19 protein-coding genes are annotated in these 17,520 nt (G+C 41.6%); 12 read left to right on the top strand and 7 right to left on the bottom strand.

Annotated elements, in window-relative coordinates; genetic code table 11:
• Positions 1-35: 35 nt before the first annotated feature.
• The 3 genes from GBI66_RS04345 to GBI66_RS04355 all read right to left on the bottom strand — a co-directional run bounded on the left by GBI66_RS04345 (position 36) and on the right by GBI66_RS04355 (position 3,139).
• Positions 36-764, bottom strand: a complete 729-nt coding sequence (locus GBI66_RS04345; RefSeq protein WP_373885778.1) for a ThiF family adenylyltransferase — start codon at positions 762-764, stop codon at positions 36-38.
• A 243-nt stretch (positions 765-1,007) separates the two neighbouring features.
• Positions 1,008-2,039 carry a lipase secretion chaperone gene (locus GBI66_RS04350; protein WP_151715340.1) on the bottom strand — a complete coding sequence of 344 codons (1,032 nt, stop codon included), beginning with the start codon at positions 2,037-2,039 and terminating at the stop codon, positions 1,008-1,010.
• Positions 2,040-2,122: 83 nt separating this feature from the next.
• Positions 2,123-3,139: a triacylglycerol lipase gene (locus GBI66_RS04355; RefSeq protein WP_151715279.1), complete on the bottom strand. Its 1,017-nt coding sequence runs from the start codon at positions 3,137-3,139 to the stop codon at positions 2,123-2,125.
• Between the two features lie 278 nt (positions 3,140-3,417).
• Here GBI66_RS04355 and GBI66_RS04360 point away from each other — a divergent pair, with 278 nt between their 5' ends.
• Positions 3,418-4,437, top strand: coding sequence for an AraC family transcriptional regulator (locus tag GBI66_RS04360; protein WP_151715280.1), 1,020 nt, complete (start codon positions 3,418-3,420; stop codon positions 4,435-4,437).
• Between the two features lie 56 nt (positions 4,438-4,493).
• Positions 4,494-5,069 carry a flavin reductase family protein gene (locus GBI66_RS04365; RefSeq protein ID WP_151715281.1) on the top strand — a complete coding sequence of 192 codons (576 nt, stop codon included), beginning with the start codon at positions 4,494-4,496 and terminating at the stop codon, positions 5,067-5,069.
• A gap of 39 nt (positions 5,070-5,108) precedes the next feature.
• Here GBI66_RS04365 and GBI66_RS04370 read toward each other — a convergent pair whose 3' ends face one another.
• Entirely contained in the window at positions 5,109-5,681 is a 573-nt protein-coding gene (locus GBI66_RS04370) for a hypothetical protein (protein WP_151715282.1), read from the bottom strand.
• Between the two features lie 167 nt (positions 5,682-5,848).
• Positions 5,849-6,619 (bottom strand): 3-hydroxyacyl-CoA dehydrogenase, encoded by a 771-nt coding sequence (locus tag GBI66_RS04375; RefSeq protein WP_004806439.1) that lies wholly within the window; start codon positions 6,617-6,619, stop codon positions 5,849-5,851.
• A 143-nt stretch (positions 6,620-6,762) separates the two neighbouring features.
• Between GBI66_RS04375 and GBI66_RS04380 the strand changes: the two genes are divergently transcribed.
• The 4 genes from GBI66_RS04380 (at position 6,763) to GBI66_RS04395 (ending at position 10,487) form a co-directional block, all read left to right on the top strand.
• Positions 6,763-7,821, top strand: coding sequence for an AraC family transcriptional regulator (locus GBI66_RS04380; RefSeq protein ID WP_151715283.1), 1,059 nt, complete (start codon positions 6,763-6,765; stop codon positions 7,819-7,821).
• A gap of 15 nt (positions 7,822-7,836) precedes the next feature.
• Positions 7,837-8,469, top strand: a complete 633-nt coding sequence (locus tag GBI66_RS04385; RefSeq protein ID WP_151715284.1) for an FMN-binding negative transcriptional regulator — start codon at positions 7,837-7,839, stop codon at positions 8,467-8,469.
• A 194-nt stretch (positions 8,470-8,663) separates the two neighbouring features.
• Positions 8,664-9,638, top strand: coding sequence for an aliphatic sulfonate ABC transporter substrate-binding protein (locus GBI66_RS04390; protein ID WP_151715285.1), 975 nt, complete (start codon positions 8,664-8,666; stop codon positions 9,636-9,638).
• Between the two features lie 3 nt (positions 9,639-9,641).
• On the top strand, positions 9,642-10,487 hold the full coding sequence (locus tag GBI66_RS04395) for an ABC transporter permease (protein ID WP_151715286.1): 846 nt from the start codon (positions 9,642-9,644) through the stop codon (positions 10,485-10,487).
• On the opposite strand, the gene prmC is transcribed toward GBI66_RS04395, so the two are convergent.
• Both prmC and prfA read right to left on the bottom strand, forming a co-directional pair.
• Positions 10,484-11,299, bottom strand: a complete 816-nt coding sequence (prmC, locus tag GBI66_RS04400) for a peptide chain release factor N(5)-glutamine methyltransferase (protein ID WP_151715287.1) — start codon at positions 11,297-11,299, stop codon at positions 10,484-10,486. The two genes, GBI66_RS04395 and prmC, sit on opposite strands and share 4 nt — an antisense overlap.
• Positions 11,299-12,387, bottom strand: coding sequence for a peptide chain release factor 1 (gene prfA, locus GBI66_RS04405; protein ID WP_004653992.1), 1,089 nt, complete (start codon positions 12,385-12,387; stop codon positions 11,299-11,301). The genes prmC and prfA overlap by 1 nt, the downstream gene beginning before the upstream one ends.
• Positions 12,388-12,625: 238 nt before the next feature.
• On the opposite strand from prfA, the gene yiaA reads away from it, so the two are divergent.
• The 6 genes from yiaA to GBI66_RS04435 all read left to right on the top strand — a co-directional run bounded on the left by yiaA (position 12,626) and on the right by GBI66_RS04435 (position 17,516).
• The gene (gene yiaA, locus GBI66_RS04410) at positions 12,626-13,093 is read left to right on the top strand and encodes an inner membrane protein YiaA (RefSeq protein WP_005313236.1); all 468 of its coding nucleotides are present in this window, start codon (positions 12,626-12,628) and stop codon (positions 13,091-13,093) included.
• 235 nt (positions 13,094-13,328) lie between these two features.
• Positions 13,329-13,757 carry a hypothetical protein gene (locus GBI66_RS04415; RefSeq protein ID WP_151715288.1) on the top strand — a complete coding sequence of 143 codons (429 nt, stop codon included), beginning with the start codon at positions 13,329-13,331 and terminating at the stop codon, positions 13,755-13,757.
• Between the two features lie 145 nt (positions 13,758-13,902).
• Positions 13,903-15,273 (top strand): tRNA 5-hydroxyuridine modification protein YegQ, encoded by a 1,371-nt coding sequence (gene yegQ, locus GBI66_RS04420; protein ID WP_151715289.1) that lies wholly within the window; start codon positions 13,903-13,905, stop codon positions 15,271-15,273.
• A 1-nt stretch (position 15,274) separates the two neighbouring features.
• A complete protein-coding gene (locus GBI66_RS04425; protein WP_151715290.1) occupies positions 15,275-15,529 on the top strand; it encodes a YfhL family 4Fe-4S dicluster ferredoxin in 255 nt (84 codons plus the stop codon).
• A gap of 170 nt (positions 15,530-15,699) precedes the next feature.
• Positions 15,700-16,635, top strand: a complete 936-nt coding sequence (locus tag GBI66_RS04430) for an ABC transporter permease (RefSeq protein ID WP_151715291.1) — start codon at positions 15,700-15,702, stop codon at positions 16,633-16,635.
• 2 nt (positions 16,636-16,637) lie between these two features.
• Entirely contained in the window at positions 16,638-17,516 is an 879-nt protein-coding gene (locus GBI66_RS04435; RefSeq protein ID WP_151715292.1) for an ABC transporter ATP-binding protein, read from the top strand.
• Positions 17,517-17,520 lie beyond the last annotated feature (4 nt).

Below are 17,520 nucleotides of genomic sequence, written 5' to 3' on the forward strand. Positions count from 1 at the left end.
GGCATTAGTTTAGCAAATTTTGCTCAATTTACCGATCAAGTTGCCTGACAAACTGGACAATTTACATCTTTTTCAAATTTAAGAATGCGTTGCGATAGATTTAAGCCATTCCAAAGCAGCAATTTTTGCTTGAGTGGCGTCAGACCAAGCCCTAAAAACAACAAAGTGTGATGTGCTTGTAATGACGCTATCATTACAGGTGTAGTTGCCAATACGCCAGACTCTGCACAGCGTAGACCTTCATTGGCATGCTCTTCTTTTGGAAAGAGGCATTCATAACAGGCTGAATCTGCTTCCACCATAAACATCTGCCCTTCAAAACCAATCGCTGACGCACTGATCAGTGGGACTTGATGCTTTTTACACACCGCATTGACCAAATAACGGGTGGTAAAATTATCACAGCCATCTAAGACTACATCTTGATGCTGTACAAGTTCATCAGCATTCGTTTCATCGAATCGTATATTTTGATAACTGACCTGTATATGCGGATTAATTTCTTTTAGATGTTTGGCCAATATTTCAGCTTTGTATCGACCTAAATCATTTGCTGTAAATGCGATTTGTCGTTGTAGATTACTTATTTCAATGGTATCCGCATCGACAATGGTAATCTTGCCCACACCTGCACGTGCCAACAGCTCTGCACTGGTACATCCAATTCCGCCAGCTCCGATAATCAGTACATTGGCGAGTTTTAATTTTTCTTGTGCTTCGATATCCCAACCATCTAATAAAATCTGACGACTATAGAGATGCATTTCCTCATTACTTAGCTCAAATTCGTTTTCTAAATGGTCTGACACGTGACTAACTTCTTTATCATCAAGGGTAATGCCGATTTTAAGTCGATGTAGGATTTGAGGAAAGAGAAATTCAACTACAAATCCTTTTGTTTTAACAACAATCTACTATCAGCCCTTTAGCTTATCACATCGGTTCTTGATCATGATCCACCCTAAATCCTCTACGATAGATCTGAATTATCACATCACCCTATTGATTTACTTTCGATCATGCATCATTTCATAAGACTGAGCTCTTAATAAATCTTCTTTAGTTCCAAAGGATTGATTACGTAATTGATTAATCGACTGTTGTTTACTTGCATCACTTGCATCACTTTTTAAAATTTGGTCACGTTCAGCCAAATATCCATTTACCTGCGTTTGCCATCCAGCTTCTTCTTGATCAACCTTTTCCAAACGATCCGCTGCTTCAGGCCCTAATAAACTTTCACGCATATTACGAAGCTCTTGTGCAGAACCGCCCTTTTCCCGTACCTCTTGAGTCAGTTGCTGCAATTCAGCAAATTGCATCGAAACCCGAACACCATCAGCCAAAGTTGTTGGAAGTTGATCAATCAATTTCGCCAACTCAGCCGCCTTTTGCTGAGCGGTCAGGGTTTTATTGGCATGAATACGCATTTGATCGATATTAAACTGGTTCAAATTACGTTCATTGCCAAATAAGGCATTGATCTCAGCGGCATTAAAAAACTGCTGTTGTACTTTGTACATCTGCTCAATCACTTTTTGATAGGCATCAATATCACCCGTTTTAAAATTGCCCGTCGGTTTTATATTTTTTAAGGCGTGTGTATAAGCAACATATTGATCTAGCAGATAACTGGCATAACTTGAAGCTGTGTCAGGTAATGTCGCAGTGAGATACTGTCGAATATCAGCAATCAATTCCGTTTCAGTTTTTTCACCTAAACTGGAAAAGAAATAATCAAAACAGCTGCGAATACCGACCGTTAAAACTAATTTACCATTGGCATCGACCTGAATTGGACAATCAATTTCAGTGCCTCGCAATGAAGAGGCCAATTCAGGCATTTTACCTTTTTGATTATTTTGCGGACCTGCCTCTAAGCCATTTTCGGAGACCTGTGATTGAGCCTGCTGATTTGGTGCTTGCTGGGTATTTTGAGGATCTGGTTTAAATATCCAATAGATTAAAGCCAATAAGAGCAATAAACATGCGATTAAAACTATACTAATGGTTTTATTATTCAAAAATTTACCGTTCATCATCCCTTGCTCTATTTATCATTCTTTCTTTGTTTGAACCGTTAAAACCAAAGGAGCAACGGATTGCTCCTTTGGTAAAGGAATTATAAACCTTGATTTTTTAAACGATTTGCTTGAGTACGATAAGGTGTTACTGGGTTCTGTAAGAATCCAACTAAACCGAGGATCTGATTCACCTCATCCAAATGGTTAAATGCATAATTGTCACGAATCACGGTGCCCAAATGACTCGAACAACGTGGTACCAAGCCATCATTTTCACCAGAAATCAGTAAAGAAGTTGCTGTTAATGCATAATCCATTGGATCTAAAGCATTGGTAAATGGACTGGTTCCACTCCATGAATAATAACGTACACCGTTGACCAGTTCTGTTCCTGAACCACAAGCTGTGGTTGGTACACCTGCTGGAAAACGTTGGTTAAAGTTTGCTGAACCGCTGGTGGTTAATGAATTTAAGCCCGCCAGTGCATCTTGATCATAATAATGTCCTGAACCAATCCCCACCAAAGAGAAGAAGGCATTCACCCCTGCTGCGATCACGGGTGCCAATGCTGGACCCACAGGTGACTTAACCACTGAGTCAACCACATCTGCAACATCTGAACCTTTGGTTGGACCACCTACTGCTGTGACTGACGCAATTTTATTCGGCAACAAACTTGCGACATAACGAACCGATTGAGAGCCATGACTATGGCCAATTAAGTTAATTTTCTCCGCACCTGTAATTGCCAATACTTGCTTCGCCTGTAGCAATAATTGCTCACCACGTACTTCTGATGAATTAAAAGAAGCTTGCTGTGCAACAAAGACATTCGCTCCATTGCCCACCAAATCTTCGGTGATGCCATTCCAATATTGCAAAGGGCCAACAGCAGAAAACCCAGCCATCCCGTGCGCGAGTAGAATTGGATACTTGGTTTTTGCATAGCTTGATGTAACACTTGTGCTACCGCCGACTGAACAAGAGTTCACATTACAGTTTTGCCATGATGCCTTTGGTGCAAAAAAATCAAACAAACCTGCATGTACCACAGATCCACTACTCACCAACATGCCCGCCATTAGCGCCATGACATTTAAATATTTTTTCTTCACGTTTTGCTCCTAGCATTTTTCATTTTTATTACAACGATTTAGTCTTTTTCTTCGTATCTGGAATCATTCCGAGCATACAAACGACTGGCAAAAATTATACTCCTTCGAAATATTGTGTGATTTTCAGACTAAAACAAACTGTGCCAAAATCATAACAATTCGTGCCAAAATTACGCTGGATTGAAAAAATTCCGATGAATGCACATTTTCAAATCCATTACTCTGCTTTAATTTCGGAATGAATTGGATCAGCTTTAAAATGGAATTTACTTCGCACTATGAGTATTCCCCGTCTCCATAATCAGCATTTTATTAGCAGTTCTTATGCTCACCTACTGAGTGAAGTGGTTTCACAATGGAATATATCTGTTGAAACATTATTTTGGGGCACTGGCGTTGAGATCGATAAACTACATGATCTGAATTATAAAATCAGTCTAAACGCCTTTAAAAAAGTGATTGCCCGAACCATTGAGTTAACACAAGAACAAGGCATCGGTTTTTATGCAGGCACGCAGTTAAAAATCAGTTCACATGGCTTACTTGGTTTTACCGTTGCCATTTCAAAAAATGCTTTAGAAGCGATTGAAACCATTAATCAATTTGTTAGCTTGCAATGTTCATTTGTCGAATTAAATTTTAAAGTTGAAAATGAGCTCGCCTATTACAGCATTGCCTATGATCGTTCGCTACTGAATTTTAATGATGAATCTGATACGCAAGCCTACGAGTTTAGCTGTATTTTCTTTCTGACCGGTTTTGTGCATTTAGTCCGTTTCTTTATCCCAGACTTCAAACCTAGCATCGACCTACAATGTAAATACCCTGACTATTTTTCTCGTTTTGATGAGATATTGACATCGACTTTTGCAGAGATACGTTATGAACAGCCCTATACCCGCTTAATTGCTGCTGCAACTTTTCTAGACGCGCCACTTAGTATGGCTGATCCGCTCACAGCAGAAAAGTTTAAATTACTGTGCCAAAAAGAATTGGATGAACTACTTGCGACCCAAGATATTTTACAACGGGTCAAATATCTGATTGACGATAAAACAGAAGGCTTACTGAGTATTGATCAAGTTGCTCAAAAGCTAAACCTGACCAAAAGAACCTTACAACGGATGTTGCAAGAAAAAATGATCAGCTTTCAAACCTTATATGATGAAGTAAGAAAGGAAAAAGCAAAAAAACTGATGTTGAATCCTTTTATCACCAAAGATGAACTTGCTAAAAAATTGGGGTATTCCTCTCTCTCAAGTTTTAATCGTGCCTATAAACGTTGGGAAATTGAATAAAGTTTTGCTGAAGTTTATGTAACAATGGAGCGATGTCTCAACCTTGTGGATGTTTTATGAGTCAGCCAGAAATTACCGCTGTTGAACTTTCTAAAGCTTATCGCCTGCTCAATCATGGCCCGACAGTTTTGGTTTCTGCTCAGTATGGGCAAGAGCGCAATGTCATGGCAGCAGCTTGGGCTTGCGCACTGGAACTCACGCCTGCCAAAGTCACAGTGGTCTTGGATAAAAGTACCAAAACACGCCAATTGGTTGAGCAAAGTGGTTATTTTGCCTTACAAGTGCCCTGCTATGCGCAAATTGATATGGTGCATCAACTTGGGAGCATCAGTCAGTTTGATCATCCAAGCAAGCTAGAAGAATGCAAAACTGAATTGTTTTACCTAGATGATTTTCCTGTCCCACTGGTAGCAGGTAGTCTGGCTTGGCTGATCTGTAAAGTGATTCCAGAACCACACAATCAACAAGCGCATGATCTATTTATCGGCTCGGTGGTGGGTGCTTGGGCTGATTCACGGGTATTCCGCGATGGACATTGGCACTTTCAAGATGCCAGTAAAGCGTTGCGTAGTCTGCATTACATTGCAGGAGGTACATTTTATCTGATTGGTCATGAAGTTAAGGCCAAATAGTCTTTGATATGAGGCAAGGCCAAACCAGCTTTGCCTCTTTTATTGATCATTGATTTTCATCAACTCACGATATAAAAGATCCAAGAACTGCTGCTGTTCTTGGTCATTTTTAAAATAGCGTTGATAAAGAACGCTACAGCTTTGCACATCAGCAATATTGGCTTTATTGAATGACCAATCCCTTCGATCTTTGATACTGATGCCTAGATCATCATCACAACGCTGCCATAACTGAGAAAATCTAGTTCGCTTAGCTGTATCTAATTTTTTAAAGTCGGGATACACAGAATAGCCGCGCATAGCTGAATTAAAAAACTGCGAAATCATGGTGACCGGTACACCACCCCAATCAATGCTTTGACCAATGGGCAATCGAATATCAGTCAGTTTATTTTCTGACATAATCTGGTCTTGTTTGCCTTTTTTGAAGTACTGTTCCTTATAGACCAAGGTGGTTCCTGCTGGAACATGAATTTTTTTAACCAACATCGGTTGCTGTGTCACATAGTAGGGATAATTCGGTCTTGAGTTACCACCCGTCGGGTTCATACTCCCCACACAGCTTGCTAAAGACACAGTCAATGCAACAGATAAAAAAATCATTGCTTTCATCGTTGTTCTTATCATCCAAATTAATATTTTGATTCGACCTTAAAACGAAATCGATTCGGAAACAATATCAAATACTAAACACCATCTAATACCAAAGAAAAAACCGTTGTGATATCCACAACGGCTTAAAATTAAATCAGAGTTTAATCTCCGAATTAAAATAAAATTTACTTGGCTGCCATACGGATTGCACCATCCAAACGAATCACCTCACCATTCAAATAGGAATTTTCAGCAATATGCGCCACTAAACGCGCGAACTCTTCTGGGCGACCTAGACGTGATGGATAAGGCACCATTTGCCCTAAGGCATCTTGTACATTTTGAGGTAAACCTTTCAACATTGGGGTTTCCATAATCCCAGGAGCAATGGTCATGACCCGAATTCCATGCCGCGCTAACTCACGTGCAATCGGTAAAGTCATCGCCACCACAGCACCTTTTGATGCCGAATAAGCCGCTTGTCCAATCTGACCATCAAAGGCAGCCACTGACGCGGTATTCACGATCACACCACGATCTTCATCGCCTTCTGCTACGGTATTTTTACTCATCGCATCTGCTGCAAAACGCAACATATTGAATGTACCCGTCACGTTGATGTGCAAGGTTTTAGAGAACATGGCCAAATCATGTACGCCTTCTTTACCGACGACTTTTGCAGATGGGCCAATGCCGGCACAGTTGATCAGACCATAAACGCTGCCATGTTTCGCCAATACATCTTTAAAGAACTGTTCTGCTGCCGCTTCATCGGTCACATCCAGTTTTACAAATTCTGCTGCTGCACCCAATGTTTGTGCTTGTTGCTCCCCAGCTTCGATATTCATATCAACCAAAGTGACAGAAGCCCCCTTTTCAACTAAATATTCTGCTGTTGCTGCACCTAGACCTGAACCGCCACCTGTAATAACAAAATGTTTTCCCTGAATTTTCATTTACGTTTCCTATCAAATTAAAGATATAAATTTTTATAACTAAGCCTAAAGGCAAGTATTTTCCGATACAATTTCAAAAAGTAGCAAATTTGCTGCGGCTTTTGAGCATTCGATTTCATTCTTCTCCTGTATTCTATTGATATATGAACAAAAACCTCAACCTCGATCTTAATTCGGCTAAGGACACTATTTCAAATGCTTTAATCCGTGAAGCATTAAGTGTTGCTGCAAGTCGTGGGTTGAATATTGTCAATATCGCCAATCGCGCAGGTATTTCATCTGAACTATTGACCTCCTCCAAAGCACGAGTGCCTGTGACCCAATGTGCGCAGTTATGGGTCGAAGTTGCAGAAAGTATGAATGATGAATTTCTTGGTATGGATACTCATCCCATGCGCCGAGGCAGTTATAGCCTATTAGCAAAATTAGCTTTTAATGCCGAAACGCTGGAGCAAGCCATCCAAGAAATTTTAAAATTTTTAAGTTTGGTGCTGGATGATATTCAGGGTGAACTGATTCAAAAAGGCAGTAAAGCCTATCTGATCTTGCATGATCGTGAGCACCCAAAACGGATGTTTACCTATTCAACCTATTTAATGTTGGTGCATAGTTTGATGTGTTGGTTGAGTGATCAACGCATCGGATTCCAAAAAATGAGTTTCAGATGCCACCCACCTGTGGAAATACAAGATTATCGGGTACGGTTTTGCGAGAACATTCAATTTAATGCCGAGCAAAATCAAATCGAGTTTGACGCGCATTATCTCAAGCATAAAATCAAAAAAGATAAACAAGCGCTCAAAGATTTTCTTAAACACACACCTTATAACTTGATTGTACGCTTTAAAAATGAGAACTCGTTAAGCTTACAGATCCGCCGTCAACTACTGCTACAGCCACCATCACAATGGGATGAACTGAAAGAGATTGCACAGCAACTAAATATGTCAACCGCAACTATTCAACGTCGCCTTAAGCAAGAAGGTGTCAGCTATCAACAGCTTAAAAATGATATCCGCTGTGATATTGCCATTGAACGACTCAGTAAAACGAATGATTCAATCCAGAACATCAGTGATGATTTGCATTTCCATGACCCAAGTGCTTTCCACCGTGCCTTTAAAAAATGGACGGGGGTCAGTCCGGGCAGCTATAGAAAATCTTCACCCAATAAAAAGAAACGTTTGGGCCATTTAGAATAATCGAAGGAATAAGCAATGTATTTGCCTGAAATATTTGAAGAAACAGATCTTGAAAGATTATACCGACTGATTCAGGACTACCCTTTTGCCACACTGATAAGTCATAGTGCTGAAGGCTTAGAAGCCAATCATTTACCCTTTCATTTATTGCGTGATGAGCACAGCCAAACAGCGACACTGATTGCGCATATAGCCAAGAATAATCCGCTACACACTCAAATTGAAAATGGCGCAGCGGTTTTAATTATTTTTCAGGGTGAACACGGTTATATCTCACCGAATTGGTATCCGAGCAAGCAACAACACCATCGACATGTACCCACTTGGAATTATCAAGTGGTTCACGTCAAAGGAAGCATCAACTTTTTACATGACGAAAAAGCGCTACGAGGCATCTTGGCTAGACTGACACGTACCCATGAAGCCAAACAAGCAATGCCTTGGAAAATGTCGGATGCACCAGATGATTATATTGCTCAGGAACTGCAAGGCATTGTCGGTATCGAAATTCCAATCTCACAGATCACAGGAAAGTTCAAACTCAGCCAAAATCGGGAAAAGCCAGATGCTTTGGGCGTGGTGGATGGACTGCAACAACAAGGTGAAAGCCGTTTAGCCAATGCAGTACAGCAATATATCGAGGATTAAGCTGAGGATATCACGATATTTTCAATAGCAGCCCAACACAATAATCAACATTGTTCGTGAATAAAAACAGTATCTTGAGACCAATTTGATTTTTATCTATTATCATGATTTCTAAATCAAAATAACTCAGTTGGGATGCGCTGTGATCCATGTAAAGATCGCTGATATTTCATTATACGGCGCTGATTTAGCTCATGTCTTTCCTTTCTAAATTACCTCTCTCTAAGACTTTATTCGCTTTAGGCTTCTCTACGGTATTTATATCCTCCAGTTTTGCTGCCATTCCCACCACGCTTAAACTTGACTATGCCTACTATGCGCCAACCAGCTTGGTGGTAAAAGATCAGAAACTGTTAGAAAAAGCCCTTCCGAATACCGAAATTAAATGGGTATTTAGCCAAGGTAGTAACCGTTCTCTAGAATATCTAAATAGCAATAGTATTGATTTCGCTTCAACCGCGGGTTTGGCTGCAGTACTCAGTCGTGCTAATGGCAGCCCAATCAAGACGGTCTATATTCAAAGCCAACCTGAATGGACGGCATTGGTCGTTCCTGCAAATTCACCGATCAAAAGCTTAAAAGACCTTAAAGGCAAAAAAATCGCCGCGACCAAAGGCACAGATCCTTTCCTGTTTACGCTACAGGCATTGGATACAGTCGGGTTGAATAAACGTGATGTTCAATTGGTTCATTTACAACACCCAGATGGCAAAACAGCATTAGAACGCGGTCAAGTTGATGCATGGGCAGGGCTTGATCCCTTAATGGCTTCTGCTCAAATCCAATCTGGGGCTAAATTGCTTTATCGTAATGTTGCGTTTAATAGTTATAGCGTCTTGAGTGTCAAAGAAGAGTTTAGTAAACAAAGTCCAGAAGCGGTAGAAGCTGTGATTAAAGCTTATGAACAAGCACGCAAATGGGCCAAAGCCAATCCGGATAAAGTTGCAGCATTGTTAGCAAGTGAAGCGAAACTGCCTTTACCTGTTGCAAAATTGCAGTTAAGCCGAACCAATTTTGAACAAAACATTCCATCTGCTACACAAGCACAGGCACTGAAAAGGTCAGGGAAAATCTTGACGGAAGAAGACTTGGTCAGAAAAGGTACTGATGTCAATCAAGTGGTTGATCAGCTACTTGACCCACGTTTTGCTCAAAAAGTTGTGAAATAACCCATGCGCAACTCAAGTCACAAGGCTGAGCTAACAGATTTTTTAGCTCAGCAAAACACACAAGCCAATAAAAGGCATTTTAGCCCAAACTTTAATCGCTGGTTAAAAGCATTGCTACTTCCTACTCTGCTGTTAATACTCTGTGAATTTTTAGTCAGAAATGGCGATATCGAAGCATATCTGCTTCCTGCACCCAGTAGCTTGTGGCAATCTTTTTGGGATTTGGCTCAAACTGATTTACTGCAGCACATTTACATCAGTACTTGGCGGGTACTCATCGGTTTTGCAATCGGTAGTGGTTTAGCTTTAATTTTTGCAATTTGGGTCGGCTTAAGCAAAGAAGTGGAAGCTTATTTAGAACCCACTTTTTCCGCACTCAAATCCATTCCAAGCCTTGCATGGATTCCATTGTTATTACTTTGGCTAGGGATTGATGAATCTTCTAAAATTACGCTGATTGCGATTGGTGCATTTTTCCCGACCTATACCAATACGGTTGCAGCAATCCATAATGTAGATCGCAAACTGATTGAGGTAGGAAAAGTCTATCGCCTCAATGCATTTCAACGGGTTATCTCAATTGTGTTGCCTGCTGCTTCCTCTGGAATCCTGACCGGTTTACGCAATAGCTTGAGCTTATCATGGATGTTTATGATTGCCGCCGAAATGATTGCCGCAACTCAAGGAATTGGTTATCTACTCAGTGATGGACGAGAAACTTCACGCCCAGATATTGTAATTATTGCGATTATTTTATTGGCTTTGCTTGGAAAAATATCCGACAGTTTGATGAAACTACTGGAAAATAGATTATTAGGTTGGCGTGATAGCATCCACAAACAAGCTTAGATCCAACAGGCCAAGGTCACGCGGTCATTTTGTCCGTAGTCCTGAATTGTTTTAATCTGGCTAAAATGATGCTGCTCAAAAATATCACGTACTGCTTGGCCTTGGTCATAACCATGTTCAAGCACAATCCAGCCATTCGGTTTAAGCCAGTCTTTACCTTGGGTGATGATAATCTCAATATCTGCCATACCCTGCTTATCTGCAATCAATGCACGCTCAGGTTCAGACTTGAGCTTTTGCATATGTACATCGTCAGGATCAATATATGGCGGATTCGATACAATCAAATCAAACTGTTGCTGTTCTAAAGCCGCAAACCAAGCACCACAAGCAAACTTTACCTGCATGAGACCATGTCGAACGGCATTGTCCTGCGCCACCGCTAAAGTCGGTGCATAGATATCAGTTGCTGTCACTTGCCACTGTGGACGCTCACACGCGAGTGACAAAGCAATCGCACCTGTTCCTGTGCCTAGGTCAACAATATTGGCTTGTGAACTTAAAGGCAGTTTTAATACCGTTTCCACAAGGATTTCGGTATCGGGACGCGGCACCAAAGTGTCATGGGTGACTTTTAAATCGAGCGTCCAAAACGGTTGTGAACCTGTGACATAGGCCAACGGCTCACCTTGTTCGATACGAGCCAGCCCATCTAAATAAGCTTGCTCCTGCATTTCAGTCAGTTCTTGCTCAAGTCTTAATTTAAGTTCTAAGGTATTGATCCCCAAAATATGTTCGAGTAGCCACGCGGCCTCTTGACGTTCATAGCTATCAATTTCACCTTTGATCTCTAATGCTTGAGCAATATTCATTAGCCGCCATTTTCCTGTGCAAGCATCGCCAACTGATCTGCTTGATATTCACGATGTAAGCTATCCAGTAATTCAGTTAAATCACCTTCCATAATCGCATCCAACTTATATAAGGTCAGGTTGATACGGTGATCGGTCATACGACCTTGCGGGTAGTTATAGGTACGAATACGCTCTGAACGGTCACCTGAACCGACCAAGTCGCGGCGCATTTCTGAGGTTGCTGCATCCGCTGCTGCACGTTTCGCATTTTCTAAACGTGAGACTAACAAAGCCATCGCTTTGGCTTTGTTCTTATGCTGTGAACGCTCTTCCTGACATTCCACCACCACACCCGATGGAATATGGGTAATACGCACCGCTGAATCGGTTTTGTTAATGTGCTGACCACCCGCACCTGATGCACGGTAAGTATCAATACGCAAATCGGCAGGATTGATTTCGACGGTGGTATCTACATCGACTTCTGGCAGAATCGCAACCGTACAAGCTGAGGTATGTACACGGCCTTGTGATTCAGTCGCAGGAACACGTTGTACGCGGTGTGCACCACTTTCAAATTTCAAGCGACCATAGACGCCTTCACCATCAATACGGCAAATGATTTCTTTATAGCCACCATGCTCACCTTCATTTTCAGAAAGCACTTCGATACGCCAGCCTTGTGTTTCAGCGTATTTGCTATACATACGAAATAAATCACCTGAGAAGATCGCGGCTTCATCACCACCTGTACCCGCACGAACCTCAAGATAGGCTGCGTTGGCATCATTTGGATCTTTCGGAATCATCAACACGTTTAATTGCTCTTCAAGTGCAACCAAAAGTGCTTTATTTTCTTTGATTTCTTCCTCGGCCATGTCTTTGAAATCAGGATCTGATTTCATCATTTCAGCCGTTTCGATATCTTCTTCCGCTTGACGATATTTGCTCCAAACCTCGGTGATTTCAGTTAAATCATTGTGTTCACGGGACAGTTTACGAAAACGTTTATTGTCCGAAATTACTTCTACATCAGCGAGTAATGCAGTCAGCTCTTCGTGACGATCACAAAGTTGATCGAGTCTTAAACGGAGTGATGCTTTCATGGGCGGAATATCTCAAAATCTAAAGACTCAGTGCCAATGAAGCACGAGCAAAATCAAAAAATTGCGCATAGTTTACAGACTCTACTGCTTAAAAGACATAGAGAATCAGGGGAACTTACTATTCCTCACCCATTTCATCACAAATTGTTCAGTTTTAGTTTTCATTGCTTGTTCTCTGATCAAGGCTTATATATAAATAATGAAGGATAAATAGAAAGATAAAACAACAGGATAATCTATGAATAATTTTATAAACCGTCCCACCTCTGCCTTTATCGCTGCAAGCTGGGTGGCCTTACTCGCAGGTGGCGTTGGCTTTATGATTGGTCTATGGAATGCCAATATGCCCTTGCATGAAAAAGGCTATTATCTGGTGATCTTGCTTTATGGACTTTTTTCTGCTGCATCATTACAGAAAACCGTGCGTGACCAACTCGAAGACATTCCCGTTACGGCGATTTACTATGGGCTCTGTTGGGCTTCAATGGCGCTTTGTATCGGTCTTTTGTTGGTGAGTTTATGGAATGCAGATCTGACCATGAGTGAAAAAGGCTTTTACATCATGTCTTTCTTATTAAGCCTGTTTGGCGTGGTCGCAACACAAAAGAATATCCGTGACTTAAACTATCTACGTTTGCAAACTGAGCTGAATCCTCGCCAGCTCAAAATTGAAGAACAAAGCAGCAAAGATGCTCCATTAGATTAATTCAAAAATGAATGGAACCTAAAAATAAGGTTTCATTTTTTGTGCAGTGATTAACTATCTTATTGTTTAATCAAACTTAACCCTCATTCCTTACTATTCTCAGCAACAAAACACTACAATCCAGACACCAAAGAGTAATAATTCAGAAAAGCTTCTCCACACTTTCATACTCAAACTTTGTTACATTTGCAGCCATGAAAAAGAGGTCCGTCATGTTTCGGACACGGAGTCAAAAATGAAATTAAATGCTTGGTTATGTGCTGCTGTTTTTGCGAGCTCATCATTGGTTACTGCTGCTCATGCTGATAATGCAACCCGTGTTGCTGCAACGTCTGCGCTTGGCAGTGTAGTAGGTACTGCAATTGGTAAAGAAATGGGTGGAAACAGCGGCGCAATGATTGGCTCTGCACTCGGTGGTGCTGGTGGTGCAGCTGCTGCAAGTAGCAAACGTACCCGTACTGAAGCTGCCATTGGTGGTGGTTTAGGTGGCGTGGGTGGTTATACTGTAGGTAAAAACCTCGGTGGTACGACTGGCGGTTATATCGGTGCTGCTGCTGGTGCGGCAGGTGGTTCTGCTCTAGGCCGTAAAGTCGGTCAAGACCGTGACTATGACAATTACCAGTCTAAAAAATACAAGAAGAAAAGAAAGCACCGTCATCAATAATTCTAAAAAGCACCTTCGGGTGCTTTTTTATGGTCTAGATTTCCCCTAAACATCTATAAAATCCTGAGCAAAATGCTAGGTTGAATCCTTATGCTGAACTTTCTAAAATAATTCCTTATTTTTTATATGCCTTTTATTCTGCATCATGAATACTGAATTACTCTCTCCTGCTGGTTCACTTAAAAATATGCGTTATGCTTTTGCTTATGGTGCCGATGCGGTCTATGCAGGCCAGCCACGTTATAGCTTACGCGTACGCAACAATGAATTTGATCATGACAATTTAAAAATCGGGATTGATGAAGCCCACACCCTAGGCAAAAAATTTTATGTGGTGGTCAATATCCAGCCACATAACAGCAAGCTCAAAAACTTTATCCGAGACATTGAACCGATTATTGCCATGCAGCCAGACGCATTGATTATGTCTGATCCTGGTTTGATTATGTTAGTACGTGAATATTTCCCCGAGATGCAGATTCATCTGTCAGTACAAGCCAATGCCATTAACTGGGCCACAGTAAAATTCTGGAAAGACTATGGTCTAAGTCGCGTGATCTTGTCACGAGAACTTTCGCTCGAAGAAATAGAAGAAATCCAGAAACATGTCCCTGAAATTGAACTGGAAGTGTTTGTACATGGTGCACTATGTATGGCCTATTCAGGACGTTGCTTGTTATCGGGCTATATGAATAAACGTGATGCCAATCAAGGGGCCTGCACCAATGCATGTCGTTGGGACTATAAAATCCACTCAGCGCAAGAAGATGCCAATGGTGATGTCATTCCTGTTCAGCAAGTCGATACCCAACAGCAATGTTGCTCACAGACATCAAACAACAGCACAATTACGGCGCAAACTGTTTTGGTGCAGCGTAATGATGAAGACATGTTTGCCGCCGAAGAAGATGAGCATGGCACCTATTTCATGAACTCCAAAGACCTACGTGCAGTACAGCATGTGGATCGTCTGACTCAAATGGGTGTTGCTTCTTTAAAGATTGAAGGTCGTACCAAATCTTATTTTTATTGTGCCCGTACTGCGCAGATTTACCGCAAAGCTATTGATGATGCACTGGCAGGCAAAGTCTTTGACCCAAGCCTGCTGACTCAACTGGAAGGATTGGCCAATCGTGGTTATACCGAAGGCTTCTTGCGTCGTCATGTGCATAGCGATTATCAAAATTATGCAGACGGATCATCACATTTTGACTATCAACAATTTTGCGGCGAAGTGATGGGTCGCAATGGCGGCTATATTCGCATCGAGGTCAAAAACCGCTTTGTCATTGGTGACTCACTTGAATTGATGACACCCAAAGGCAATATCAACTTCAAATTAGAGCAGATGCGTGATCTTAAGGGCAATGCTATTGAAAATGCCAAAGGTTCAGGTCATATCGTAGAAATCCCACTCTCCGCTGAGATCGATATCGAATATGCCCTATTGATTCGTAATTTGCCGCACGCCACAACCGAATTGCAATCTGCAGCACTTGCCTATTCGGCAGATTGATATGGCACTCATCATTACCAATGCATGTATCAATTGTGATATGTGCTTGCCTGAATGCCCCAATCAAGCGATTAATGAAGGTGCAAAAGTCTATGAAATCGACCCAGAACGTTGCACTGAATGCGTCGGTTTCTACACAGCACCCACCTGCCTCGCTGTCTGTCCCATCAATTGTATTCAGCCTGACCCAGCGTGGGTAGAATCTCCTGATCAACTGCTTATAAAATTCAACAACCTGAATCTATTCAAGCATTAAGGACTCACTTACAGATAGGCACAAACACATTAAAAGCATTACAAAGTGCCTATCTCGCTTTTCATTGAATGCACTTCATCCTGATTTTGCGATTCAGCATCTGCAATGGCATCAAAATTGCTAATTAGTATTACGTTTTATTCAATTAGTATTACTACGGGTGTGCACCTATGCATCATTCAGTATTGTCAAAAAGGAAAAAGCTTTACTTGAGTTTGGGATCTTTTCTGATTCCCATCTTAATCTGGAGCTGCGTCAGTTACTTACCATTTATCTGGCATCCACAAGTTCAAATTACCGATGCAGGCTCAGCCACTTATCTACAGGCAGGCACCCGAATAGATAAGCAGGCTTATTATGCAGAGGCTCAAGATGCCGTCAATCAAGGCAAAACACCGCCTACAGGTATTCTGGTCAATCCAATTTATTTGCCTGCACCGCATCAAGTGGCGAAAGCACTTTTCACGTCGTTTACCACGCCCCCACAACAGGCCGATGCACCTTGGTTACATCAAAGCCTGTTGCACAGTATCAAGATTGTATTTACGGCGTTTTTTATCTCTTCATTGATCGGTGTTCCGCTCGGTATTCTGTGTGGCTTTTCCAATACTATTTCCAAGCTAACTGAACCCTTTGTCGAGTTCTTTCGCTACTTGCCTGCACCTGCCTTTGGGGCATTGGCGGTGGCGATTTTAGGCATTAATGATGCCCCGAAAATTGCCATTATCGTGATTGGTACCTTATTTCAGCAAATTTTGATCATTGCCAATACCACCCGAACAGTTGATCGTGGCTTGGTTGAAGCAGGTTATACCCTAGGTACCAATAAGCTTAAAAGCCTATTCCATGTGGTGATTCCTGCTGCACTGCCTGATATTTATCGTGATCAACGTGTCTTATTGGGTTGGGCGTGGACCTATTTGATTGTGTCAGAACTGATTGGTGCAACCTCGGGAATTACCTGGTTCATTACACAACAAGCGCGTTATCAAAATTTCGATAATGTTTATGCCGCCATCCTGATTATCGGGGTGATTGGACTGTTGTGTGATTTGATTTTAATGAAACTCGGCAGCTCCCTGTTTAAATGGAAAAAAGGAGTATAAATATGACGGATAATTTTGATGCCAAAGCCTATTTTGAGCATATTTATACGCGTCCCGTGATGTTGGAAACCAAGCAACTGACGCAAATTTTTCAACATGGTGATTCAGAACGCACCGTGCTCAACAAAATAGACCTTAGCATTCATAAACGTGAGTTAGTCTGTGTGATTGGTCCTTCAGGATGTGGAAAATCAACCTTAAGCCGTGTGGTAGCAGGTTTAGATGACTACCACAGTGGTGAGGTTCTGGTTGAAGGGCAAAAGATTAAAGGCCCGAGTTCAGAACGTGGCATGGTATTTCAAGGCTATACCTTATTTCCATGGAAAACCGTCAAAGAAAATGTCATGTTTGGTCCTTTGATGAAAGGCATTAGTCAAACCCGTGCCGAAGAAATGGCACGCGAATGGATCAATATTATTGGCTTAGAAAAATACGAAAATCAGTTTCCACATGAACTTTCTGGTGGGATGAAACAGCGTGTCGCTATTGCCCGCGCCTTGGTCAATGAACCTAAGATTTTACTCATGGATGAGCCTTTTGGCGCACTCGATCCCTACACCCGACAAAAAATGCAAAAGCATCTCATGGACTTATGGCAAAACATTGATATCACTATTTTATTTGTCACGCATGACATGGATGAAGCCATTTTATTGGCAGATCGTATTGTGGCTTTAAAAGCCAATCCAGGTGAAGTCAAAGAGATTATCGAAGTCGATTTACCACGTCCACGAAGCATGGAACTGATGCATTCACCTGAATTCAAACAGCTACGGCAGCGTGTTGATCTATTGGTGCATCACCAAGAGGAAGCCCTAGATCCCGCGTTGCAGGATTTACCTAAAATTCCACGTATGACCCAAATGAGTACACAGAAATAAAATA

The sequence above is a fragment of the Acinetobacter sp. TUM15071 genome (genome assembly GCF_008980925.1).
GTDB classification, from domain to species: domain Bacteria; phylum Pseudomonadota; class Gammaproteobacteria; order Pseudomonadales; family Moraxellaceae; genus Acinetobacter; species Acinetobacter dispersus.

Excerpts from the sequence above, each read along its gene's own strand:
- GBI66_RS04365 (WP_151715281.1), top strand. The coding sequence starts at position 4,494 with ATGAGTCAGCCAGAAATTACCGCTGTTGAACTTTCTAAAGCTTATCGC.
- GBI66_RS04415 (WP_151715288.1), top strand. The coding sequence starts at position 13,329 with ATGAAATTAAATGCTTGGTTATGTGCTGCTGTTTTTGCGAGCTCATCA.
- GBI66_RS04430 (WP_151715291.1), top strand. The coding sequence starts at position 15,700 with ATGCATCATTCAGTATTGTCAAAAAGGAAAAAGCTTTACTTGAGTTTG.
- GBI66_RS04425 (WP_151715290.1), top strand. The coding sequence starts at position 15,275 with ATGGCACTCATCATTACCAATGCATGTATCAATTGTGATATGTGCTTG.
- yiaA (WP_005313236.1), top strand. The coding sequence starts at position 12,626 with ATGAATAATTTTATAAACCGTCCCACCTCTGCCTTTATCGCTGCAAGC.
- GBI66_RS04370 (WP_151715282.1), bottom strand. The coding sequence starts at position 5,681 with ATGAAAGCAATGATTTTTTTATCTGTTGCATTGACTGTGTCTTTAGCA.
- yegQ (WP_151715289.1), top strand. The coding sequence starts at position 13,903 with ATGAATACTGAATTACTCTCTCCTGCTGGTTCACTTAAAAATATGCGT.
- GBI66_RS04385 (WP_151715284.1), top strand. The coding sequence starts at position 7,837 with ATGTATTTGCCTGAAATATTTGAAGAAACAGATCTTGAAAGATTATAC.
- GBI66_RS04435 (WP_151715292.1), top strand. The coding sequence starts at position 16,638 with ATGACGGATAATTTTGATGCCAAAGCCTATTTTGAGCATATTTATACG.
- prfA (WP_004653992.1), bottom strand. The coding sequence starts at position 12,387 with ATGAAAGCATCACTCCGTTTAAGACTCGATCAACTTTGTGATCGTCAC.
- GBI66_RS04345 (WP_373885778.1), bottom strand. The coding sequence starts at position 764 with ATGCATCTCTATAGTCGTCAGATTTTATTAGATGGTTGGGATATCGAA.
- GBI66_RS04350 (WP_151715340.1), bottom strand. The coding sequence starts at position 2,039 with ATGAACGGTAAATTTTTGAATAATAAAACCATTAGTATAGTTTTAATC.
- GBI66_RS04395 (WP_151715286.1), top strand. The coding sequence starts at position 9,642 with ATGCGCAACTCAAGTCACAAGGCTGAGCTAACAGATTTTTTAGCTCAG.
- GBI66_RS04390 (WP_151715285.1), top strand. The coding sequence starts at position 8,664 with ATGTCTTTCCTTTCTAAATTACCTCTCTCTAAGACTTTATTCGCTTTA.
- prmC (WP_151715287.1), bottom strand. The coding sequence starts at position 11,299 with ATGAATATTGCTCAAGCATTAGAGATCAAAGGTGAAATTGATAGCTAT.
- GBI66_RS04380 (WP_151715283.1), top strand. The coding sequence starts at position 6,763 with ATGAACAAAAACCTCAACCTCGATCTTAATTCGGCTAAGGACACTATT.
- GBI66_RS04360 (WP_151715280.1), top strand. The coding sequence starts at position 3,418 with ATGAGTATTCCCCGTCTCCATAATCAGCATTTTATTAGCAGTTCTTAT.
- GBI66_RS04375 (WP_004806439.1), bottom strand. The coding sequence starts at position 6,619 with ATGAAAATTCAGGGAAAACATTTTGTTATTACAGGTGGCGGTTCAGGT.